The 21998-nt window shown below is 74.5% G+C and carries 18 protein-coding genes; 8 read left to right on the top strand and 10 right to left on the bottom strand.

What is annotated here, in order from left to right:
- Window positions 1-77 precede the first annotated feature (77 nt).
- Together VG276_01085 and VG276_01080 are read right to left on the bottom strand one after the other, a co-directional pair.
- The gene (locus VG276_01085) at window positions 78-1250 is read right to left on the bottom strand and encodes a hypothetical protein (protein ID HEV8648008.1); all 1173 of its coding nucleotides are present in this window, start codon (window positions 1248-1250) and stop codon (window positions 78-80) included.
- Between the two features lie 15 nt (window positions 1251-1265).
- On the bottom strand, window positions 1266-1394 hold the full coding sequence (locus VG276_01080; GenBank protein ID HEV8648007.1) for a UBP-type zinc finger domain-containing protein: 129 nt from the start codon (window positions 1392-1394) through the stop codon (window positions 1266-1268).
- Window positions 1395-1598: 204 nt separating this feature from the next.
- Between VG276_01080 and VG276_01075 the strand changes: the two genes are divergently transcribed.
- The 6 genes from VG276_01075 (at window position 1599) to VG276_01050 (ending at window position 9570) form a co-directional block, all read left to right on the top strand.
- A complete protein-coding gene (locus VG276_01075) occupies window positions 1599-2351 on the top strand; it encodes an HAD-IIA family hydrolase (protein ID HEV8648006.1) in 753 nt (250 codons plus the stop codon).
- 79 nt (window positions 2352-2430) lie between these two features.
- Entirely contained in the window at window positions 2431-3258 is an 828-nt protein-coding gene (locus VG276_01070) for a J domain-containing protein (protein ID HEV8648005.1), read from the top strand.
- Between the two features lie 125 nt (window positions 3259-3383).
- A complete protein-coding gene (locus VG276_01065; protein ID HEV8648004.1) occupies window positions 3384-5372 on the top strand; it encodes a hydantoinase/oxoprolinase family protein in 1989 nt (662 codons plus the stop codon).
- Window positions 5372-6889 carry a hydantoinase B/oxoprolinase family protein gene (locus VG276_01060; GenBank protein HEV8648003.1) on the top strand — a complete coding sequence of 506 codons (1518 nt, stop codon included), beginning with the start codon at window positions 5372-5374 and terminating at the stop codon, window positions 6887-6889. Before VG276_01065 ends, VG276_01060 begins: the two co-directional genes overlap by 1 nt.
- Before the next feature lie 280 nt (window positions 6890-7169).
- Complete coding sequence (locus tag VG276_01055) at window positions 7170-8993, top strand: PRC-barrel domain-containing protein (protein ID HEV8648002.1); 1824 nt, start codon at window positions 7170-7172, stop codon at window positions 8991-8993.
- 313 nt (window positions 8994-9306) lie between these two features.
- Window positions 9307-9570, top strand: coding sequence for a hypothetical protein (locus VG276_01050; protein HEV8648001.1), 264 nt, complete (start codon window positions 9307-9309; stop codon window positions 9568-9570).
- A gap of 94 nt (window positions 9571-9664) precedes the next feature.
- On the opposite strand, the gene VG276_01045 is transcribed toward VG276_01050, so the two are convergent.
- From VG276_01045 to pdxH, 5 genes are all read right to left on the bottom strand, one after another.
- Complete coding sequence (locus tag VG276_01045; protein HEV8648000.1) at window positions 9665-11047, bottom strand: heterodisulfide reductase-related iron-sulfur binding cluster; 1383 nt, start codon at window positions 11045-11047, stop codon at window positions 9665-9667.
- Between the two features lie 123 nt (window positions 11048-11170).
- Entirely contained in the window at window positions 11171-12454 is a 1284-nt protein-coding gene (locus VG276_01040; GenBank protein ID HEV8647999.1) for an FAD-binding oxidoreductase, read from the bottom strand.
- A gap of 79 nt (window positions 12455-12533) precedes the next feature.
- A complete protein-coding gene (locus tag VG276_01035) occupies window positions 12534-13991 on the bottom strand; it encodes an FAD-linked oxidase C-terminal domain-containing protein (protein HEV8647998.1) in 1458 nt (485 codons plus the stop codon).
- Between the two features lie 77 nt (window positions 13992-14068).
- Window positions 14069-15667 (bottom strand): malate synthase A, encoded by a 1599-nt coding sequence (gene aceB, locus VG276_01030; protein ID HEV8647997.1) that lies wholly within the window; start codon window positions 15665-15667, stop codon window positions 14069-14071.
- A 170-nt stretch (window positions 15668-15837) separates the two neighbouring features.
- On the bottom strand, window positions 15838-16479 hold the full coding sequence (pdxH, locus tag VG276_01025; GenBank protein HEV8647996.1) for a pyridoxamine 5'-phosphate oxidase: 642 nt from the start codon (window positions 16477-16479) through the stop codon (window positions 15838-15840).
- 236 nt (window positions 16480-16715) lie between these two features.
- On the opposite strand from pdxH, the gene VG276_01020 reads away from it, so the two are divergent.
- A complete protein-coding gene (locus VG276_01020; protein HEV8647995.1) occupies window positions 16716-17687 on the top strand; it encodes an ROK family protein in 972 nt (323 codons plus the stop codon).
- Window positions 17688-17814: 127 nt separating this feature from the next.
- A complete protein-coding gene (locus tag VG276_01015; GenBank protein HEV8647994.1) occupies window positions 17815-19227 on the top strand; it encodes a hypothetical protein in 1413 nt (470 codons plus the stop codon).
- A 57-nt stretch (window positions 19228-19284) separates the two neighbouring features.
- Here VG276_01015 and VG276_01010 read toward each other — a convergent pair whose 3' ends face one another.
- The 3 genes from VG276_01010 to VG276_01000 form a co-directional block, all read right to left on the bottom strand.
- Complete coding sequence (locus VG276_01010; protein ID HEV8647993.1) at window positions 19285-20562, bottom strand: PQQ-dependent sugar dehydrogenase; 1278 nt, start codon at window positions 20560-20562, stop codon at window positions 19285-19287.
- 246 nt (window positions 20563-20808) lie between these two features.
- Window positions 20809-21036, bottom strand: coding sequence for a hypothetical protein (locus VG276_01005; GenBank protein HEV8647992.1), 228 nt, complete (start codon window positions 21034-21036; stop codon window positions 20809-20811).
- 215 nt (window positions 21037-21251) lie between these two features.
- Window positions 21252-21824 (bottom strand): response regulator, encoded by a 573-nt coding sequence (locus tag VG276_01000; GenBank protein ID HEV8647991.1) that lies wholly within the window; start codon window positions 21822-21824, stop codon window positions 21252-21254.
- Between the last annotated feature and the right edge of the window lie 174 nt (window positions 21825-21998).

Below are 21998 nucleotides of genomic sequence, written 5' to 3'. Positions count from 1 at the left end.
CGTGGCGGCTGGCCTCAGCGTGGCGGCTGGCCACCGGCGCGCGAGCGGCCCGGCCGGGGCGGACCCCCGGCCGGACCTCAGGGTGGCGGCTGGCCGTCGGCGCGCGAGCGGCCCGGCCGGGGCGGGAGCAGGGCGGTGCGGCCCTCGGGGTCGTCGGGACTGCGGTGGCGGGGCCGGACCGGCTCCACCCGCTGCTCGGAGCGGACGCTGCGGCGCTCGCCCGACCAGGGTGCTGGCACGGCCACGACCTGGTCGGCGAGGAAGTAGGCGGCCGGCTCGTAGTTCACCCGCCAGCCGCGGAAGTGCCGCCAGGCCAGCTCCCGCGGCCGCTCCACCGGGAACCCGACGGCCTCGAGCCGGTCGACCGCCTGGTCGAACTCCTCGTAGGTGAGCATGATGTCGTCGTCGGGCCGGGGGTCGGAGGACACCCTGAACCCGAACACGCCGGCCAGGGCTCGCAGGCCGAGGAAGCCGGTGCGCAGGCAGTGGCGGGCCGCCGAGGGCGCCGTGGACGGCGCCAGCGCGAGCTGGAGCGCGGCCGCGTCCATCACCGCGAGCAGGCTGACCACCCACGACCGGAGCGGGTACGGCGACCGGAACGACAGCAGCCAGGGGTAGTTCACGTGGGACTCGGTGAGGTCGGCGGCCCACCGCTCCCAGTCGGTGTAGAAGGGCCCGAGCGAGTCCAGGCCGCCGATGAGCTGCTCGCGGGCGAGCAGCTCGGCGCCCCAGGCCGGCTCGCCTGCCCGGCTCTCCAGCATGTTCACCAGGGTCTCGCGGCGGTTGTAGGCGCCGTAGATGGTCGGCAGGTAGCCGATCTCGAGGGCGACCACGATGAGCCCGGTGGCGGCGGCGACGAACGTCACCACGGTGGCCGCCCCCTTGGGCGAGGAGGCGATGCCGAGGGTGAACAGCGACGACCCGGCCAGCCGGAAGGCGGTCATGAGGTTGTCGCCGGTCAGCGGCCAGAACACCAGTGCGTAGCCGAGGAAGGCGAGCAGGAGCCAGACGGCGAGCAGGGTGAGCAGGGAGACGGGGCCGAGCAGGCCGAGCAGCCGATCCTTGGCCTCGTAGCTGCGCAGCCGGTCGGACACGGCCATGAACGCGTTGCTGGTCGCCCGCCAGACTGTGTAGGCGATGATCGACCTGACGCCCTTGGGCAGCACGATGGTGGCGACCACGCTGATGAACGTCCCGCCGACGAGCGCCAGGCCGAGCGCGAACCCTGCCCACCTGCCCAGCTCAGCCATGCCAGCTCCCCGATGTCAGCGCGGCTCGACCGGCACCTCGTCCTCGTAGCACCATAGCTGCTCCTCGCGGGGCTGGAACGACCGGACGACGGGGTGATGCTCGGCCCGCCAGTGCCGGGTCGCGTGCCGGTTCGTGGCAGGCATGCGCGCTCCTCTCGGCTGGCCCGTCGGCGGGGTATGGTCGCGTCCCCTCGAACGCCTCCTGGGGGCGTCCTGTTCCCTCTGCTGCGCCCTCCCGGTCGTGGCAGCGCGGCTCGGCTACAGTGCGTCGAGCCGGTTCCCCCGCAGCCTGGAGAGGAGCGTCCGGTGGCAGCAGGCAACCGTGGCGATCGGCCGACCAGCTATCTCATGGACATGGACGGGGTACTCGTCCACGAGGAGCAGCCGGTGCCCGGGGCGGACGAGTTCGTCGCCCGGCTCCGGAAGGCGGGCATCCCGTTCCTGGTACTGACCAACAACTCGATCTACACGCCCCGCGACCTCGCGGCCAGGCTGCGCCTGACCGGCATCGAGGTGCCCCCGGAGTGCATCTGGACTTCGGCGCTGGCCACCGCCAAGTTCCTGCACGACCAGCTGCCGGGCGGGACCGCCTTCGTGGTGGGTGAGTCCGGGCTGACGACGGCGCTCCACGCCATCGACTACGTCCTGAGCGAGCGCAACCCCGACTACGTGGTGCTCGGGGAGACCCGCATCTACAGCTTCGAGGCCATCACCCGCGCGATCCGGCTGGTCCACGCCGGGGCCCGCTTCATCGCCACCAACCCGGACCCCACCGGGCCCTCGCCGGCCGGCCTGCTGCCCGCCACCGGCGCGGTTGCCGCCCTGATCACCCGCGCCACCGGGGTGCAGCCGTACTTCGTGGGCAAGCCCAACCCGCTGATGATGCGGTCGGCGCTGCGTGCGATCGACACCCACTCGGAGTCCACGGTGATGATCGGCGACCGCATGGACACCGACATCGTAGCCGGCATGGAGGCGGGCATGGAGACGATCCTGGTGCTGGCCGGGGTCACCAGCCGGGCCGAGGCCGAGCGCTTCCCCTACCGTCCCTCGCGGATCGTCGACTCGGTGGCCGACCTGGTGGCCGACCTGGAGGTGTGAGCGCGCCGGCCCGCCGATCTCGCTGAAGCGCGCGAGGCCGGCCCGGGGAACCACACCGGATGCCGATATGATCCCGCCCATGGCAAGCGACACGATCGGAAGGGTGGAGACCACGGGCGCACTCGAGCGGCAACAGGGCCCCGAGACCGAGCTGCTCCTCCGCAAGCAGGTCGAGCTCAAGGTCGTGCAGGTGGAGGTGGCAGAGCGCGAGCTGGTGCTGGCCGTGTTCCAGGCCGAGCTGGCCGCGTTCGAGACGCAGTACCGGTGCGCGCTCGGCGCCCGCTACGCGCGGCTCGACGAGCTGACCGACCGGCTCGAGGCCGAGCGCGACGCCGACGCCCCGCCCCCGCTGGCCGAGGGCGAGGCCCCGTCCGCAGACCGCGACCAGGATGGGCAGTGCGGGGAGAACTGGGCCTGGGCGGGGGGCGAGCGCGGCGGCCCGGCCGAGCCGCCAAAGCGCTCGACGGTCGACGAGATCGCCAAGCGCCTGTTCCGCAAGCTCGCGCGGAGCATCCACCCCGACCTCGCCGCCAACCAGGCCGAGCGCGAGCGGCGCACGAACCTGATGGTGGAGGCCAACCACGCCTACGAGCGGGGTGACGTCGCCGCCTTGCGCCGCCTCCTCGAGCGCTGGGAGCGGAGCCCTGACGCGGTGGTCGGCACCACCACCCTTGCCGACCTGGAGCGCACCATGCGCACGATCGACCGGGCCAGGGAGCGCCTGGCCCAGATCGACGGCGAGCTGGCCACGCTGGAGGCCTCGGCCATGGGGTGGCTGCGGCGCCGGGTCCAGAAGGCAGCCGACGAGGGCTGGGACCTGCTGGGCCACATGGCCAGGGAGCTCGACCGCCAGATCGTCGAGGCCGAGGAGGAGCTGACGCGCCGCGCACTCGGCGTGTTGGCCTGACCGGTAGCCGGCAGCCGGGGCGAGGGAGCGAGCCCTCCACGGCCCGCCAACAGCGCCTGTGCCATCGTGTGGTGGATCCGCGGAGCTACCGGACAGGGACACCGATGAGCGACACAGGGGCACCGATGAGCGACGTCCGACTCGGGATCGACGTCGGGGGTACCTTCACCGACCTCGTCGCCCTGGTCGACGGCGGGATCGTCACCGCCAAGGTGCCGTCGACCCCCCGCAACCAGGCCGAGGGGGTGCTCAGGTCGGTCGAGGCGGCACGACTGGGTGACCCGGGTCGAGTGGCCGCGTTCGCCCACGGCACCACGGTGGCCACCAACGCGCTGCTCGAGCGGCGCGGGGCCCGCACCGCCCTGGTCACCACGGAGGGCTTCCGCGACGTGCTCGAGATCGGGCGCCAACAGCGGCCGTCGCTCTACGACCTGACCGCCGACCGCCCGCCTCCGCTGGTACCCAGGGAGCTGCGCTTCACCGTGGCCGAGCGCATGGGCCCGGACGGCGAGGTCGTCCCGCTCGACGAGGAGCGCCTGGCCGCCGCTGTGGCCGCCGTGCGTGACGCCGACGTCGAGGCCGTCGCCGTCTGCCTGCTCTTCTCCTTCCTGCATCCCGAGCACGAGCGCCTTGTCGGCCAGGCCCTGCGCGAGGCGGCGGACCTGGACGGGGTCGCCGTGTCGCTCTCCTCGGAAGTGCTGCCCGAGTTCCGGGAGTACGAGCGCTTCTCGACCGCCGTGGCCGACGCCTACCTGACCCCGCGCCTGGCCGCCTACCTCGAGCGACTGGCGGGCGAGGCGACCGGGCGGGGGCTGCCGGCACCGCTGGTGATGCAGTCCTCGGGCGGGGTGATCGAGGTCGGCGCGGCAGCCGCCCACGCGGCCAGCTGCGTGCTGTCCGGCCCGGCCGGCGGGGTGGTCGGGGCCGCCTACGTGGCCAAGCTGTCGGGCTACGACGACCTGCTCACCTTCGACATGGGCGGCACCTCCACCGACGTGGCGCCCGTGCTCGGCGGCGACGTGCAGACCACCACCGAGTCGGTCGTCGCCGGGGTGCCGATCAAGCTGCCCATGGTCGACGTGCACTCGGTCAGCGCCGGCGGCGGCTCGATCGCCTGGGTGGACGAGGGCGGCGCCCTGCGGGTCGGCCCCTGGTCGGCCGGCGCCGACCCCGGGCCGGCCGCCTACGACCAAGGCGGCGAGGAGCCGACCGTCACCGACGCCAACCTCTTCCTCGGCTACCTGGCCGACGGCGCCGAGCTGGGCGGAGAGCTGCGGCTCCAGCGGGCGCTGGCCGAGCGGGCGCTGGCCAGGGTGGGCGAGCGGCTCGGGGGGGACACCCTGGACGTCGCCCTCGGGGTCGTGCGGGTGGCCAACGCCGAGATGGTGCGCGCCCTGCGGGTCATCAGCGTCGAGCGGGGCCTCGACCCGCGCGAGTTCACCCTGGTCGCCTTCGGCGGCGCGGGTGGCCTGCACGCCTGTGCCCTGGCCGAGGAGATGGGCATGGGGCGGGTGCTCGTCCCGGCCGCGAGCGGGGTGCTGAGCGCCCTCGGCCTGGCAATCTCCGACCTGCGCCGCGACTACGTGCGGCCGCTGCTCGGCCCGCTCACAGAGGTGGACCCGGGCGAGGCCGAGCGGGCCTTCCGGGCCATGGAGGAGCAGGCTCGCCAGGACCTCGCCGGCCCCGACCTCGACCGCCAGGCCGACCTGCGCTACCGCGGCCAGTCCTTCGAGCTGACCGTCGGGGCCGGCGGATGGGAGGAGCTGGAGGAACAGTTCCACGTGGAACACGAGCGCCGCTACGGCTTCCGGATGGACGACGAGACCGTCGAGCTGGTCAGCCTCCGGCTGGTCGCCACCGTGCCCGGCGACAAGCCCGAGGTCCGGGCCGAGGCGCCAGAGAGCGGGCGCGAGCCCGGCCGCCGCGAGATCAACCTGGACGGCAAGTGGCGGGAGGTCGAGGTGGTGCAGCGCCGCAGCCTCGGCCCCGGCGCCAAGCTCGACGGCCCGGCCGTGGTCGAGCTCGCCGAGGCGACCCTCCTGCTGCGACCAACCTGGCGCGCCACCCTGGACGAGGTCGGCACCCTGGTCCTCGAGCGCACCGAGGAGGTCTGATGGACGGTGTGACGTTGTCGGTCCTAACGAGCGCGCTTACGACCATCGCCGAGGAGATGGGGTCGCTGCTGGTCCGTAGCGCCTACTCCTCCAACATCAAGGAGCGGCGGGACTGCTCGACGGCCCTGTTCGACGCCCGCGGGCGGATGGTCGCGCAGGCCGAGCACATCCCGGTCCACCTCGGCGCGATGCCGGAGGCGGTGGCCGCAGTGATGGCCCGCGACCCCGGGCCGGGCGACGTCTTCGCCGTCAACGACCCCTACTCGGGCGGGACCCACCTGCCCGACGTCACGCTGGTCTCCCCGCTCACCGTCGACGGTGAGGCCATGGGCTGGGCGGTGACCCGCGCGCACCACTCCGACATCGGCGGGATGCGGCCGGGGTCGATGCCGAGCGACTCGCGCGAGATCTGGCAGGAGGGGCTGGTCATCCCGCCCGTCCGGCTGGTCAGGGACGGCGAGTACGTGCGCGACGTGTTCGACCTCATCCTGGCCAACTCGCGCACCCCAGCGCTCCGCCGGGGCGACTTCCGGGCTCAGATCGCCGCCAACCGCCTGGCCGGCGAGCGCCTGGCCGAGCTGGTGGGCCGCCGCGGCAGAGACACGGTGCTGGAAGCCTTCGACGAGGTCATCGCCTACGCCGAGCGGCGCACCAGGGACGCGATCGAGGCCCTGCCCGACGGCGAGTACACCGCCGAGAGCGAGATCGAGGGCGACGGCGTGACCGACGACGACATCCCGATCAAGGTGACGGTGACCGTGGCGGGCGACGAGATGACCATCGACCTGGACGGCACGGCGGACGCGGTCGCCGGCAACGTCAACTGCCCGCTGTCGGTCACCCGCTCGGCCTGCTACTTCGCGCTCCGGGTGCTGCTGCCCGACGACGTCCCGGCCAACGCCGGGACCTACGCGCCACTCACCATCCTCGCCCCCGAGGGGAGCCTGGTGCACGCCGCCTCCCCGTCGGCGGTGGTGGCCGGCAACGTGGAGACCAGCCAGCGGGTGGCCGACACCGTGCTGGCCGCCCTGGCCCGCTGCGCCGACCTGCCCGCCCAGGGCCAAGGGACAATGAACAACCTCGTCATCGGCGGGCGGGGCTGGACGTACTACGAGACGATCGCTGGCGGGCAGGGTGCCTCCAGTGCCGGTCCCGGCCCTTCCGGCGTGCACGTCGGCATGACCAACACGCTCAACACGCCGATCGAGGCGCTGGAGCTCGAGTACCCGATGCGGGTCGAGCGCTACGAGCTGCAGTACGGGTCGGGCGGAGCCGGACGCCACCGGGGCGGCGACGGAGTCGTCCGGGCCGTGCGGGTCCTCGAGCCGGCCAGCCTCTCCCTGCTCACCGACCGGCGCCGCCACGCCCCAGCGGGCGCCCGCGGCGGCGAGCCGGGCGCGCCTGGCCGGAACCTCCTCGACGGCGAGGAGCTCCCCCCGAAGGCCAGCCGCGAGCTGGAGGAGGGCTCGGTGGTGACCGTCGTCACGCCGGGCGGAGGCGGCATGGGTGACGGATGACCGGCCCCGCTCATGGTGTGGTCACCGTGCGGCAGGAGCGCCCGCGATGGGCGTCGTGGCTTCAGCTCGGCCGTGGCCGCGCCGAAGCTGACCCCATCACCGCCGCACGTGCTGGGGTTCGGGGAGGTCGCAGGCGGGTATTCCGTAGCGATGCCGCTGTGGCCCGCTCACCGTGGTTCGCCCGGATCCGGAGGCTTACGCGCCCGTTCAGCGGTAAGACCGGCGGGAGCACGGCCGGCACGAGCAGCCGGGAGGAGCCAACCGTCAGCGCTTGGAGGTCATGATGAGCTTACCGACGATCGACACCGTCCGCGGCTGGCAGGACCTGACCCTGGTCGCCACCGACGGTTCGGTGATCGGCAGGATCGAGAGCATCTACGTCGACCGGGAGACCAGGCAGCCGGAGTGGGTCCTCGTGCGGACCGGCCCGACCGGCTCCATCAGGATGTTCGTACCGATCCAGAACGCCGCCCAGGAGGGCGACACGGTGCGTGTCCCCCACCAGGAGGACACCATCCGCACGGCCCCTGGCCTGGACCCGGACGGCGACCTCTCCGAGGACGAGGAGGCGCGCCTCTACGGCCACTACGGGGTCGAGTACTCCACAGCCGCGTCCCCGAGCGGTCTCCCGGCCGGCGAGGCCGACGCCTCCAGCCGCGACCACGACGTCGCAGCGGCCACCGGGACGTTGGCCGGCGCCCGGGGCCGGCTCACCCGGCACCAGGACGCCCCGGCGGCGGCCGCGACCGGGGACGCCGAGACCGTGACGCCCGCAGCGACCGCGCGCGGGGCCGAACCGCCGGCCGGGTCCTGGACCGACGCCACCCCCATTGTGGTCACGACCGCGGCCGGCCGCCGCGACGCCGAGGATGCCGACACGGTGGGCACCACCGGTGTGCTGCCGGAGCCCACGACCGTGCCGCAGGCCGGGACCGACACCGGCATGGCACCCGCCGACCAGCGCCCGGCGGGCCGTGGGAAGCTGGTGAAGGCGCTGGCCGGGGCTGGCGCGGCAGCCGCAGTCGGGAGCGTCGTGCTGAACCGGCGCAGGCAGGCCCGGCGCCGGCCCCGAGGGCTCGCCGCGGCGCTGGTCGCGCTCGGCCTGGCCCGGCCGCCCCGGCGGCGCGGGCTCGCGGCCGTGGTCACCCGCAAGCCGCGCCCCACCGGGGTCGCGGCGGCCCTGTCGAGCGCCGGGCAGGCGCTTGGCGAGGGCACGACCGCGGCGCGCCAGGCGCGGCAGGCGCTCGGCCAGGGGGCGAGTGGCGCGGCCCGTGAGGCCAGGAACCGGGTCGTGGTCGTCAGGCGGCGCATCGGCAGGCGGCCAGCCACGCGAGCGGGCAGGGCGAAGGCGACCGCGCTGGCGGTCGCCACGGCCGCGACGGTGCGGCTGCGGCGCCGCGGGCGGCGGCGCAACCGCGCCAAGGCGCGCAGGCAGGTGGCCGCTCGGCTGGCGGGCGCCCGCGGCGCTTGGGCCTGGGTGATCGGCGAGGCAGCCCGGGCAACCGAGCAGGCGGCCGAGGCGACCAGGCAGGCGACCCACACGGTGGAGAGCGCCGCCGAGTCGGCGCGCGGCGCGCCGGCCGTGGTCACGCGGAAGCTCAGGCGGGAGGCCCGCCGCGCGGACGTGCGGAGCGCCGCCGCACGGACGCGCGGGCGGATGCGGGAAGCTCTCCCGCGACGGCAACGGAGGTCGAGGAAGATGGGGAAGGTCACGGGCAGGCTCGGCTTGGCGCTCGGCGCGGCAACCGGCTACGTGCTCGGCGCCAAGGCGGGCCGGGAGCGGTACGAGCAGATCGTCGAGGCGGTCCGCCGGCTCACGGAGCGGCCTCAGGTGAAGCGGATCGTGGAGCAGGCTCCGAGCACCGTGACGTCAACGGTCGAGCAGGTGGCCGACAAGGCCGCGGACAAGGTGCGCCAGGCCGGCGACAGGGTCGCCGCCGGGAGCAACGGCGCCCCCGACGCGTCCGGGCCGCGCGTCGACGTCCGCGATGGCGCGCGGGCCGGTCGGCGCGGTGTCGTCGAGGACCCGGTCCCGCCACCGGCGCCGGCAGCAGAGGCGTCCAAGGCGCCCAACCCGGCCCCCGAGGAGATCGGCAAGCCGTAGGGCAGGGCGGCCTCGGCGCCGCCAACGTACCGGGCCGGGTGTCCGCGACCACCGCCGGTCGCGGGCACCCGGCCCGTACCCGTGCCGCCCACCCGTGCCGCCCACCCGTGCCGCCCACCCCGTGCCGCGACCACCGCCGGGGTCGCGGCCATCCGGCCCGGTCCCGCCCGCCCACCCCGGCCCCCCCCCCCCCCGGGGGGTCGCGGGCACCCGGCCCAGTCGCGCCTGCCCACCTTCCGCGCCAGGCGGGCGGTGGGAACGTAGACTCCCGGGAGGCGCCCGAGCCGCGCCGCTCGAGTGGAGGCGAGCAGCCATGTGGGAGTACGCGATCCGCGAGTACGCCCAGACGTGGGGGGTGAACGAGGCCGAGTCGGCCGCGGCGTTCCTCGCCGAGCTGAACGAGCTCGGGCGGAACGGGTGGGAGGCCGTGGGCATGACCCCCCGCACCCACTACGACCGCGGCGGAGGCCCGCCCGGGATCGACACCTTCACCTTCGTCGTGCTGCTCAAGCGCCGGGTCGTCACCGAGGAGCCGCTGCCCCCCCACGCCCTGCCGGTCACCCCGAGCCGCAACTGAAGCATCAACTGGCGAGGGAGCCGGGCCGAGCGGAGCTCCAGGCCTCGCGCGCTCGAGGCCAACGCGCCTCGCGCTTCAGCCGACAAGCCCCGGCTCAGCCGCCGGTCAGTTGACTCCCCTCGTTCCCACCGTTGCGCCCGGCTACGCGCGCGAGTAGCGATGTAGCCGACTCGCCCCGGATCGACGCGTCCAGCACCTCCACCACGTGCGCCATCGCGAGGTGCTCGCCCTTGCGCTCGAGGCTGGCCCGGATCTGCAGCAGGCACCCGGGGTTGGAGGTGACCAGCAGGTCGGCGCCGGTGGCGAGCACGTTGGCGGCCTTGCGGGCGCCCAGCTCGCGCGCTGGCTCGGGCTCGACCAGGTTGTAGATGCCGGCCGAGCCGCAGCAGATCTCGGCCTCGTCGATCTCGCGGATCTCGAGCCCGGGCACGGCGCGCAGGCCGTCCCGGGGCGGCTTGCGGATGCCCTGGGCGTGGGCGAGGTGGCAGGCGTCGTGGTAGGCGGCCTTGACCGGGAGCGGGTGGCGCTCGGCTGCCGGCTCCAGCTCGGCCAGGAACTCGGAGATGTCGCGCACGCTGGCCGAGAACCGGGCCGCCCGCTCGGCGTACCTCGGGTCGTCGCGGAGGAGGTGGCCGTACTCCTTCATGGAGGAGCCGCAGCCGGCCGCGTTGACGACCACGGCGTCGACCCCGGCCGCCTCGAACACCTCGATGGTCCGCCTGGCGAACCGCTGAGCCTCCGCCTCCCGGCCCGCGTGCATGCTCAGGGCGCCGCAGCAGCCCTGCCCGGGCGGGGCGACCACCTCGCAGCCGTCGGCGGCCAGGACCCTGGCGGTGGCCGTGTTGACCTGCGGGAAGAACACCGACTGGACACAGCCGACGAGGATGCCGACCCGGCCCCGGCGCTCGCCGCTGGCCGGCGTCACCTCCGGCACCTTCTCCATCGGTCCGAGGTCGGGCAGCAGGGTCTGCATCGACCCGAGGCGGCCGGGCAGGAGCCGCACCAGCCCGGCCCGCTCGACCAGCGTGCGCAGGCCGGCCTTCTGGTAGAGGCGGAGCGGCCCGCGCAGCAGCCGCAGGCGCCGGGGGTAGGGGAAGAGCTTGAACACCAGGGCGCGGAAGGCGCGGTCCCGCCTGGACCTGGGATAGCGCCGCTCGACCTGCTGGCGGGTGGCCTCGATCAGCTTGTCGTACTGGACGCCGGAGGGGCAGGCGGTGACGCACGCCATGCAGCCGAGGCACTGGTCGAAGTGGCGGGCCATCTCGTCGTTCAGGGGCCCGCCGGAGAGCCCGACGTCCATCAGGTAGATGCGGCCCCGCGGCGAGTCCATCTCCTCGCCCCACAGCAGGTAGGTCGGGCAGGTCGGCAGGCAGAAGCCGCAGTGCACGCAGTCGTCGATCAGCATCTTGTCGGGCGGGTGGTGGTCGTCGAAGGCGGGCAGGGCCTGCGCCCCGGACTCGGGCCGGCCATCCCCCATGGTGGCCCTGGCGGCCTGCCGGGGCTCGGCCCCGACCTCCTCGGCGATCCCGGCCGGGCGTGCCGCCCCGACCGCGGCGGCGGTGGCCCGATCGTGCGCGGGCTCGGGAGCGTGGTCGGCCATTCAGATCCCTCCGACGAAGCGCCCCGGGCTGAGCAGGCCCGAGGGGTCGAACCGTTGCTTGACCTTGCGCATCAGCGGCAGGGCGTCGCCGACCGGCCCCCAGGCGTCGACGCCCTGCTTGACCTCGAGCGGCGCCTCGGCAACGACCAGGCCCGCCTGTGCGGGCGCGAGCCGCTCGCGGGCCCCGTTCACGAAGGCGGCCAGGGTCGTCGCGTCCCCGCCGTCGAGGCCCGCCCGCAGCACCCCGGTGCCGGCGTGCGCGGTCGCCCGGGCGGCCAGCCCGTGGGCGGCGGCCACCTCCCAGACGGTGGCGAGCGCGCCCGGCAGCCCGCTCGGTCCCGTGGCCACCTTGACGCCGAGCTGGCCGGCCTCCCAGGGCAGGGCGCCGAGGGCGGCGGCCGCCCGGGTGGCCTCGCCGCCCCGGTCGGCCCCGCCGCCCAGGCCCGCCTCGCCACCCTGGCCGGGCTCGCCGTCGAGGAGCACGCGGGCGCCGGGCGTGCCGGCATCGGCGAGCAGCCGGGCCGTGTTCGCGGCCTGGGCGTCGACGCCCGGGCCGATGCCCTCGAACAGGACCGTGAGCGTGCCCGGCCCGTCCGGGCCGGGCCAGTCCAGCTCGATCGCGCTCGGGACCAGGGCAGAGGCGAGCAGGGCGCGCACCGCCGACCCGGCCTGCCCGGGGGCGGCCACCTCGGCGGTGGCCACGGCGGTGGCGGCCGGTGCCGGGTGCAGGCGGAAGATCGCCTCCACGATCACGCCCAGGGTGCCGAGCGACCCGGCGAACAGCTTGCCGAGGTCGTAGCCGGCCACGTTCTTGACCACCTTGCCGCCCGAGTGGGCCACGGTGCCGTCGGCCAGCACCACCGTGATCCCGATGAGCAGGTCGCGCACGGTGCCGTAGCGGAGCCGGCGCGGCCCCGACGCGTTGGCGGCCACGACCCCGCCGACCGTGGCCCTGGCCTCGGGCGGGTCCAGGCCGAGGAGCTGGCCGGCCGGGGCCAGCGCGGCCTGCAGGTCGGCCAGGCGCACCCCGGCCTCCACCCGGACGACCAGGTCGCCGGCGGCGTGCTCCAGCACGCGGCCGAGCCGCTCGGTGGAGAGGACCAGGTCGACCCCTGCCGGAGGGTTGCCCAACCCGAGCTTGCTGCCGCCGCCTCTCACCACCGTCCGGAACCCGCCCTCGTAGGCGGCCCGCAGGACCTCGGCCGTCTCCGTGGTCGAGCTGGGCGAGACCACCGCCCGCGGCTGCGCCCCGTCGACCGCGTCGGTCGGACCGGCTTCGCGCACCCGCCCTGGAAGGCTCAGGCCAGGCAGGCTCGTCCCATCGGGGGGGCCGCCGGGGGGATCGTTCACTGTGGCGCCCACGTCACACCGCCTCCACCAGTCCGGGCTGCTCGGCCGGGTGCACGTGGCGCTTGCCCGGGGTCTCGCCGCACAGGCGCGGGGTGGGGAACACCTTGCCCGGGTTGCAGCGGCCGTCCGGGTCGAAGGCGCACCGGAGGAGCTGCATGACGTCCAGGTCGTCGGCGGTGAACTGCTTCGGCATGTACTTCTTCTTGTCGGCACCGACGCCGTGCTCGCCGGTGATCGACCCGCCCAGGGCGAGGCAGGCGAACAGGATCTTGGCGGCCAGCTCCTCGGCACGCTCCTCCTCGCCTTCGACGTCGCCGTCGTAGAGGACCAGCGGGTGCAGGTTGCCGTCCCCGGCGTGGAAGACGTTGGCCACCCGCAGCCCGCGCTCCTCGGCCATGTCGGCGATCTCGCGGAGCACCGCGCCGAGCGCCGTGCGGGGGATGACCCCGTCCTGGACGTAGTAGTCGGGGCTGATACGGCCGACCGCAGCGAACGCGGACTTGCGGCCCTTCCAGAACAGCGCCCGCTGGTCGTCGTCCTCGGCGATCTGGATGGTGGTCGAGCCGGCCTCCTGGCAGAGCCGCTCGACCTCCTCGAACTGGTGCGTGCACTCGGCCTCGGGCCCGTCCAGCTCGACGATCAGGACGGCGCCGGCGCCCTCGGGGTAGTGGACGTGCACGGCGGCCTCGGCCGCCTCCATGGCCAGGGCGTCCATGATCTCGACGGCGGCGGGCACGATGCCGGCCGCGATGATCTTGGAGACCGCGTCGCCGGCGGCGTCGGCGCTCTCGAAGGCGGCCATGAGCGTGCGCACCGCCTCGGGCTTGCGCAGCAGGCGCAGGGTGACCTTGGTGGCGATGCCGAGGGTGCCCTCGGAGCCGACGAAGGCGCCGACCAGGTCGTAGCCGGGCGGGTCGGGCGCCTTGCCGCCCAGGTGGACCAGGTCCCCGTCGGGCAGCACGATCTCGAGCCCGGTGACGTGGTTGGTGGTGAACCCGTACTTCAGGCAGTGGGCGCCGCCCGAGTTCTCGGCCACGTTCCCGCCGATCGAGCAGATGAGCTGGCTGGACGGGTCGGGCGCGTAGTAGTAGCCCCTCGGGGCGACCTCCTTGGTCACCCACAGGTTGATCACGCCGGGCTCGACCACGGCGCGCTGGTCGTCGTAGTCGATCTCGAGGATGCGGCGCATGCGGGAGAGCACGATCAGCACGCCGTCCGAGACGGGCAGCGCCCCGCCCGAGAGGCCGGTGCCCGACCCGCGAGCCACGAACGGCACGCCCTCCTCGTGGCAGACGCGCACCGCGCCCTGGACCTGCTCGGTCGTCTCGGGCAGGACGACCAGGGCGGGCACGACCCGGAACGCGGCCAGCCCGTCGCACTCGTAGGTGCGGAGCTGGTTGCGCTCGGCGATCACCCCTCCGGGCCCGAGGACGGCCCGCATCCGCTCGATGAGCCGTTGCCTGTCGACCATGACCCCTCCTCGGGGAACGCGCTGACGGAGGGTGGACCTTTTTGGGAACGAGCTGACGGAGGCGAGACGGTGGGTTGCTAGTCGAGCAGCTCGTAGGCTGGCAGGGTGAGGAACTCGACGAACTCGTCGGACAAGGCGACCCGCTCGAACAGCTCCCTGGACTCCTTGGGGCGCCCCTTGCTGTAGAAGAACTCGTCGCCGACCTGCTCGCGGATCTTCTCCAGCTCCTCTCCTGCGATCTGGCGGACCAGCTCGGCGGTGACGGTCTGGCCCTCGGCCAGCTTCACCGAGTTGTGCACCCACTGCCACACCTGGGAGCGGGCGATCTCCGCGGTGGCCACGTCCTCCATCAGGTTGAAGATGGGCGCCGCGCCCTGGCCCCGCAACCACGAGGAGATGTACTGGATGCCGACGTTGACGTCGTTGCGCAGCCCCTCCTCGGTCGCCTCGCCCGGGGTGTCCTTGACGTTCAGCAGGTCGGCGGCTGCCACGTCGACGTCGTCGCGCCGCCGGTCTATCTGGTTCGGCCGGTCCCCCAGCACCGCGTCGAAGCAGGCCTTGGCCACCTCGACGAGGTCGGGGTGGGCGACCCAGGTGCCGTCGAAGCCGTCGCCCGCCTCGCGCTGCTTGTCCTCGCGGACCTTGGCGATGGCGGTCTTGTTGATCTCGGGGTTCTTGCGGCTGGGGATGAACGCCGACATGCCGCCCATGGCGAACGTACCCCGCCGGTGGCAGGTCTTGACCAGCAGCTGGGTGTAGGCCCGCATGAAGGGCACGGTCATGGTGACCTTGTTGCGGTCGGGCAGGATGAACTCGGGCCGGGTGCGGAACTTCTTGATGATCGAGAACATGTAGTCCCAGCGCCCGGCGTTCAGGCCGGCCGAGTGGTCGCGCAGCTCGTAGAGGATCTCGTCCATCTCGAACGCGGCCGTGATGGTCTCGATCAACACGGTCGCCTTGATCGAGCCGCGGGAGATGCCGAGCCGGTCCTGAGCGAACTGGAACACGTCGTTCCAGAGCCTGGCCTCCAGGTGGCTCTCGAGCTTGGGCAGGTAGAAGTAGGGGCCGCTGCCCCGGTCCAGGAGCCGCCGGGCGTTGTGGAAGAAGCAGAGCCCGAAGTCGACCAGGGAGCCGGCGGCCCGCTCGCCGTCGATCAGGATGTGCTTCTCGGGCAGGTGCCAGCCGCGGGGCCTGGGCATGAGCACCGCGACCACGTCGTTCAGCCGGTACTGCCTGCCGTCGGGGCTCTCGAAGCTGATCGTGCGCTCGATCGCGTCGGTCAGGTTGGCCTGGCCGCCGAGCATGTTCTCCCAGGTCGGGGAGTTGGCGTCCTCGAGGTCGGCCATGAACACCCGCGCCCCGGAGTTGAGCGCGTTGATCAGCATCTTGCGGTCGGTCGGCCCGGTGATCTCCACCCGCCGGTCGGCCAGGTCGTCGGGGTAGGGCGCGACCGTCCAGTCCCCCTCCCGGACCGACGCGGTCCCGGGCAGGAAGTCGGGCAGCTCGCCGGCCTCGAACTCGGCCTGGCGCTCGGCCCGCCGGGCAAGCAGGGAGGCCCGGGTCGGGCCGAACTCGCGCTGCAGGGCAGCCACGAACCCGAGCGCCTCGTCGGTGAGCACCTGCCCGTACTTCTCCCTGGACGGTCCGTGGACCTCGATGCCGTCAGTGGTTCCCATAGCCGCCTCCATCCAACGGACCGACCGGGTTGCCCAGACAGTCTCCTCCACCGTGCCCGGCCAAACACCCTCCTCGCAAGAGTGGGCCCGGACCCGCGGCGCGCAAGGGTACGGGCCCGGCCGGGGCGCCCGCCGGTCAGGGCACGGGCCTGGCCGGGGCGCCGGCCCGGTCAGGGCGCCAGGCGCGCCACCGCCCACTCCTGGCCGGACTGGTCGCGGCTGTAGCGGAACCGGTCGTGGAGGCGGTTCGGACGCCCCTGCCAGAACTCCACGGCGTCGGGCACCAGGCGGTAGCCGCCCCAGAAGTCGGGCAGGGGCACCTCCCCGCCCGGGTAGCCGGCCTCCAGCTCGGCGACCCGCTGGTCGAGGACCTCGCGGCCGGGGATCGGCTGGCTCTGGGCCGAGGCCGCCGCGCCCAGGCGGCTGCCGAGCGGGCGGGAGCGGAAGTAGGCGGCCGACTCCTCCCGGCTGGTCCGCTCCACCCAGCCTTCCACACGGACCTGGCGCTCGAGGGGCGCCCAGTAGAACACCAGCGCGGCCCACGGGTTGACGGCCAGCTCGCCGCCCTTGCGGCTGTCGTAGTTGCTGTAGAAGACGAAGCCGCTGGCGCCGAACTCCTTCAGGAGCACCACCCGGGCCGACGGCCGCCCCCTGGCCGTCGCGGTCGCCAGCGTCATCGCGTTCGGCTCGGGCAGGCCGGCCCGCGCGGCCTCGTCGAACCAGCGCCCGAACTGCACCACCGGGTCGGGGTCGAGGTCGGCCCGGTCCAGGCCGCCCATCCGGTACTCCTTGCGCAGGCTCGGAATGTTCATCTGGGACGCCTCGGGGCTGCTCGCAGTAGACGGGACGCCTCCACTGTGGCAGCCGGCCGGGACGCCGGCCAGCACCGCCACCGCGAAGCGGCGGCGGCCCCGGAAGGCTGGGGCCGGTGCCTGCGGGGACCGACCCGGCCGGTGCCTGCGGGGACCGACCCGGCCGGTACCAGCGGGGACCGGCCTGGTCGGTGCCCGACGTTGACGAGGAGGCTCTACTCCGGAAGCATCGACGCATGCGCGCAGCGGCTGGGATCGACCTCGGCGGGACCAAGGTGCAGGGCGTCGTCGTCGACGACAAGGGCAACCTGCTCGGCCAGGCCAGGGCCAGGACGCCCGCCAAGGGCGGGCCCGGCGCCGTGGTCGACGTCATCGCCGACGTGGTGAAGACGGCGGCCAAGGACGCCAAGCTGTCGAGCGGCAAGCTCGACGGGGTCGGCGTCGGCACCCCGGGGCTGGTCGACGGCACGGCGGGCACCGTCCACGGGGCGGCCAACCTCCCCGGCTTCGACCAGGCGGTCCCACTCGCCAGCCTGGTCGGCCGCGCCCTGGACGTCGACCGGGTCGTGGTCGACAACGACGTGAACGTGAGCACCGTGGCCGAGCACCGGCTCGGCGCCGGCCAGGGCTTCGACGACCTCCTGGTCGTGTTCGTCGGCTCGGGCGTTGGCGGCGGGCTGGTGCTCGGCGGCCGCCTCCATCAAGGCGCCCACGGCGCAGCCGGCGAGATCGGCCACCTGGTGGTCGTCCAGGGCGGCGAGCTGTGCCCGTGCGGCCGGCGCGGCTGCCTCGAGGCCTACGCCGGGCGGGTCGCGCTGGAGCGGGCGGCCAGGATGGCTGCTGAGGCCGGCCGGCCCACCGAGCTGCTCGCCATCCAGGAGCGTTCCGGCCGGCCCCGCATGACCAGCGGGGTGTTCGCCGAGGCGCTCGACGCCGGCGACCCGCTCGCCCACGAGCTGATCGAGCGGGCCGTGCAGGCCCTCGGCACGGGCATCGCCTCGGCCGTGAACCTGCTCGACGTGCAGGCGGTGCTGATCGGCGGCGGCCTCGGGGACAAGCTCGGCGAGCCGTTCGCACGCCGGGTCCAGACCGCGATGGTCCCCCACCTGTTCATGGCTCCCTCCCCGGTCAAGGTGCTGACCTCGGCCCTGGGCGACCTGGCCGGCGCGATGGGCGCGTCGCTGCTGGTCCACCAGGACGCGGCCTGAGCGGGCGGGAAACCCCGCCGATACACGCTCGAAACAGCGGCGCCATGCGCCGCCCCTATGCTCTGAGATCGGGCCGCCGCCGGTAGGAGCGGAGCAGACTGAAGCGGAGGAGGCCCGAGGAGTCGCCATGCCCATCGACGCCAGCACCGGGCTGCGAACCGAGCTGCTCGCGCTTCTGCGCGGCGGGACGGCCGCGTCGTGGGCCGCGTTCGAGCGGACCGGGGCGCTCGCCTGCCACCTCCCCGAGCTGGCCCGGCTGCGCGAGGAGGGCCGCGACCGCCAGGGCGACCACCCGTGGGAACGGCTGGCGGCGCTCGCGGGGCGCCTCGACCCTGGCTCCGACCAGGCCGCCGCGGCGGCCTGGTCGGCCCTGCCCGACCCGGACAGCCTGCTTCTCGCATGCCTGCTGCGGGCGGTCGGCGAGCGGGCCGGCGCGGAGCGCGTGCAGGCGGTTGCCGGGCGGACCGCCGAGCGGCTCGGGCTTGGCGCCGCCGCGGAGCGGGCGGTGGTGGAGCTGGCGGGCGAGGAGGCCGACCTGGCCGAGGTGGCGATGGACACCGACCCCCACGACGAGGAGGAGGTCCTGCGTCTCGCCGCGCGGCTCGGCAGCCCCGAGCGGGCCCGCACCGCCTACCTGCTCGCCCTGGCCGAGCACGACGGAGGTGACCTGGCCGAGCGCGACGGGGACGACGGCTGGCGGGGGTGGCGGCGGGCCCAGCTCGACGAGCTGCTCCGGGTCGTGCTGGCCGCCCTGGCCGAGCCCGGCCTCACCGACCGCGCCGCCGAGGACCTGCTCGGCCAGCGCCGGGCCGAGGTCGAGCGCGTCCTGCGCGACAGGGGCGGCCGCCCCGCCGCCCGGCTTGCCGCGGCCCCCCGCCGCTACCTGCTCGCTCAGCCCGCCGACGCGATCGTCCGTCACCTGGTCATGGCCGAGCCGGCCCCCGCCAGGCGCGAGCTGCGCCTGGCGATCGCGCCCGAACAGCCCGGGGCCTGGCGCATCGACGTCGTCACCCGCGACCGGCCCGGGCTTCTGGCCAGCCTGACCGGGGCGCTCTGCGCCGCGGGCGTCGACATCACCCGGGCACAGGCGTCGACCTGGCCGGACGGCCTCGTCGTCGACGTGTTCCACGTCGCCGGGCCGTCCCCGGACGTGGAGGCGGGCTTCCCGGACCGGGTCGAGCGCATGCTGCGCCGTTCGACCACCGGACGCCTCGACCCGGCCCGCCGGCTCGCCGGCCAGCCCGACCAGACCCGGCCAGGCGCCGGCCCGGTCGTGGTCAGGGTCGACGCCGACGCCTCGCCGTGGCACTCCACGGTCCGGGTGGAGGCCCCGGACCGGCTGGGTCTGCTCTACGAGATCCTCCTCGAGCTGGCCCGCCACCACGTCGACGTCCAGGTGGCCCGGGTCGGGAGCGAGGCGGGTCGGGCCGTCGACCTCTTTCTGGTCGCCGACATGGGCGGGCAACCGCTCGAGCGGGCGGCCGCCGACCGCCTGGGCACCGCCCTGGCCGCCCGCCTGACCGCCTGGGCACCGCCCTGACCACCCGCCCCTGGCCGCCTGGCCGCCCGCCCGGCCGCCCGCCCGCCTGGGCGGCGGTCAGGTCAGCCGGTAGACGCCGCCGTTGAGGGAGAGGGCGTACAGCTCGCCGGACTGGTCCACGCCGAACGAGGAGAGCCCCGGCAGGTTCAGGCCGAAGTCGCGCCGGTCGGCCACAGCGCCGCCCCGTAGGCGCACCCCCCGGATCCAGCCGGCGCAGTAGTCGCCGTAGACGTAGGCGCCGCGCAGGCCGGGCGCGCGCGACCCGCGGTAGACGTAGCCGCCCGTCACCGAGCAGGCACCACCGCTATGGTCGTACTCGAGGACCGGGTCGACCAGGCCGGACCGGGACCCCCCGGCGAACGGGTGCGCCCCCTCGCGCCGGTTCCAGCCGTAGTTGCGCCCGCCCCCGGACCCGCCGGGCTCGTGGTCGATCTCCTCCCAGGTGCCCTGGCCCACGTCGCCGATCCACAGGTCGCCGTTGGCCGGGTCGAACGAGAAGCGCCAGGGGTTGCGAAGCCCGTACGCCCAGATCTCCGGCCTGGCCCCGGCCCGCCCGACGAGCGGGTTCCCCCGCGGGATGCCGTACGGCCGGCCGCCCGAGGGGCGGGGGGTGATCCGAACGATCTTGCCGAGCATCGTCGTGAGGCTCTGGCCGCTGCCGAACGGGTCGCCACCCCCGCCCCCGTCGCCGATCCCGGCCCAGAGGGCGCCGTCGCCGGTCATGACGAGCTGGCCGCCGTTGTGGTTGGAGAACTGGCTGTGCTCGACCTGGAACAGCTGCCGGCGGGACCGAGGGTCGGCCCGCCCGCCGCGCATGGCGAACTCGACCACGCGCACGTCACCGTGGAGGTCGGTGTAGTAGACGTACAGGAACCGCCGGTCGGGCGAGAACGCGAGCCCGAGCAGCCCCTGCTCCCCGCCGCCCGAGACCTCGGAGGACAAGTCGAGCACGGGCGCCGGGTCGACGCGACCCTTGCGGATGGCGCGCACCCGGCCGGTCTTCTCGGCCACGTACAGCGCCGTGTCGCCCGCTGGGGCGGCCATGGCCACCGGCTGCTCCACAGCCGCCACCTTGGCGAGGCGGAGCCGCACGGCCGCGAAGTCGGCCGCGCTCGCGGTCGTGGGCGGGGCGGTGGTGTCGGGCGGGGCGGTGGTCGGGGCCCGGGCGGTCGTGCTGGGCGGCGTGGTGGTGCCCTGGGCGTTCCCCGACCCGGAGGCGGTACCGGAACCGCTTGAGCAGGCGACGAGGAGGAGGCCGGCCGCGAGGGTTGCCGCGGCCCGGCGGGCGGATGTGGGCCTCAGGCGGGCGGATGTGGGCCTCAGGCGAGCAGGCATGGATCTCAGGCGGGCAGGTCAGGTATGGACCTCATTGGTGCATTCTCACCGGACGCAGCGGATTGTGCGCGGCCGCCCGGTGCCCGGCTGCCCGGTACGCGCCCACCCGGTGCACGCCCACCCGGTGCCCGGCTGCCCGGCTGCCCGGTGCACGCCCACCCGGTGCACGGCTGCCCGGTGCACGGCCGCCGGTGGGCACGACGGGCCGCGCCAGCCTTGCGCCGGTTGCCGCCCGCGTCTCCCGGTTCAGCCCTCGCCCGCACCCCAGCGCTGGTGCCCGTCGACCTCGAAGCGGGTTGCCCCCGGCCCGGCGGTGGCGACGCCGAGGCGGTGCAGGAGCTTGCCGACCCTGCGGTCGATCGCGTCCCGGATGTATCGGACGGTGGCCGCGTCCTTGCCGGTGGGGTCGTCGATGCACCAGTCGTCGAAACGCGACAGCCAGCCTCTACATAGAGGACGCCTGAGAGGGCCCACTGGTTCCGCCGGGCACCGAGATTTCGCCGGAAGTTCAACCACCGGTGGGTCTGTCCCTCTGCTCGGCCTTGATGCCGCATTGTGCAAGCTCGGCCCCTCTGGCCTGGGCAGGCTCCTTCTGAGGTGCCATCGTTGCTGAGCGGCAAGCCCTTGGGCTCGGGACCGGCAGGCTCGAAGACCGGCGCTCCGCCGTGAGGCGACCCCGCCAGACCCGCTCAGGACGTCGGCTGGGACTCCAGGACCCTCCGGGCGATCTCGGCCAGGGGGAGCTGGCGGTCCATGGCGGCCCGGCGCATGCGGGTGAACGCCTGCTCCTCGGTGAGCCCGAACTGCTCCATCAGGCGGCCCTTGGCCCGCTCGATCACCTTGCGGGCGGCCAGCTTGGCCTCCAGGTCCTCCACGGTGTGCTGCAGGCCGCGGTGCTCGGCCGCCCTGGCCAGGGCGACGCTCACCGCGGCCAGGAGCTGCGCGGGCTGGAAGGGCTTGACCAGGTAGCCGATCGACCCGGCCTTGGCCGCCTCCTCGACCAGCTCCTTGTCCGAGAAGGCAGTGAGGACGAGCACGGCCGAGAGTCCCTCGCCGATGATCCGCCTGGCCGCCTCCACCCCGTCCAGCCTGGGCATCTTGACGTCCATGACGACCAGGTCGGGGGCCAGCTCCCGGGCCAGCTGCACGGCCTGCTCACCGTCGCCGGCCTGGCCGACGACGGTGTGGCCACCCTCCTCCAGGGTCTCGACGACGTCCACCCGGATCAGGACCTCGTCCTCTGCCACGAGCACCCGCGCCATGTCGCTCCGATCGCCGGACCTGAACAACCATGAAGCTCTCATGGTAGCGGTCTGCCTGCGCTCCGACGAGGACGGAGGCGGGACCGCGGCGCGAGGGCGCGCCGTGCTGAGCGGCCTCCCGGAGGTTCTGCACGTAACCCTCGGGTAGCCAGGGTGACCTGGGAGCTCCATACG

The sequence above is a fragment of the Actinomycetes bacterium genome (genome assembly GCA_036000965.1).
Lineage (GTDB): Bacteria > Actinomycetota > CALGFH01 > CALGFH01 > CALGFH01 > DASYUT01.
Note: the sequence above shows the minus strand (reverse complement) of the source record. Positions and strands in the feature narration are given on the sequence as shown.

Excerpts from the sequence above, each read along its gene's own strand:
- VG276_01055 (HEV8648002.1), top strand. The coding sequence starts at position 7,170 with ATGATGAGCTTACCGACGATCGACACCGTCCGCGGCTGGCAGGACCTG.
- VG276_01080 (HEV8648007.1), bottom strand. The coding sequence starts at position 1,394 with ATGCCTGCCACGAACCGGCACGCGACCCGGCACTGGCGGGCCGAGCAT.
- VG276_01020 (HEV8647995.1), top strand. The coding sequence starts at position 16,716 with ATGCGCGCAGCGGCTGGGATCGACCTCGGCGGGACCAAGGTGCAGGGC.
- VG276_01085 (HEV8648008.1), bottom strand. The coding sequence starts at position 1,250 with ATGGCTGAGCTGGGCAGGTGGGCAGGGTTCGCGCTCGGCCTGGCGCTC.
- VG276_01015 (HEV8647994.1), top strand. The coding sequence starts at position 17,815 with ATGCCCATCGACGCCAGCACCGGGCTGCGAACCGAGCTGCTCGCGCTT.
- aceB (HEV8647997.1), bottom strand. The coding sequence starts at position 15,667 with ATGGGAACCACTGACGGCATCGAGGTCCACGGACCGTCCAGGGAGAAG.
- VG276_01050 (HEV8648001.1), top strand. The coding sequence starts at position 9,307 with ATGTGGGAGTACGCGATCCGCGAGTACGCCCAGACGTGGGGGGTGAAC.
- VG276_01010 (HEV8647993.1), bottom strand. The coding sequence starts at position 20,562 with ATGCCTGCTCGCCTGAGGCCCACATCCGCCCGCCTGAGGCCCACATCC.
- VG276_01060 (HEV8648003.1), top strand. The coding sequence starts at position 5,372 with ATGGACGGTGTGACGTTGTCGGTCCTAACGAGCGCGCTTACGACCATC.
- pdxH (HEV8647996.1), bottom strand. The coding sequence starts at position 16,479 with ATGAACATTCCGAGCCTGCGCAAGGAGTACCGGATGGGCGGCCTGGAC.
- VG276_01035 (HEV8647998.1), bottom strand. The coding sequence starts at position 13,991 with ATGGTCGACAGGCAACGGCTCATCGAGCGGATGCGGGCCGTCCTCGGG.
- VG276_01075 (HEV8648006.1), top strand. The coding sequence starts at position 1,599 with ATGGACATGGACGGGGTACTCGTCCACGAGGAGCAGCCGGTGCCCGGG.
- VG276_01070 (HEV8648005.1), top strand. The coding sequence starts at position 2,431 with ATGGCAAGCGACACGATCGGAAGGGTGGAGACCACGGGCGCACTCGAG.
- VG276_01045 (HEV8648000.1), bottom strand. The coding sequence starts at position 11,047 with ATGGGGGATGGCCGGCCCGAGTCCGGGGCGCAGGCCCTGCCCGCCTTC.
- VG276_01000 (HEV8647991.1), bottom strand. The coding sequence starts at position 21,824 with ATGGCGCGGGTGCTCGTGGCAGAGGACGAGGTCCTGATCCGGGTGGAC.
- VG276_01065 (HEV8648004.1), top strand. The coding sequence starts at position 3,384 with ATGAGCGACGTCCGACTCGGGATCGACGTCGGGGGTACCTTCACCGAC.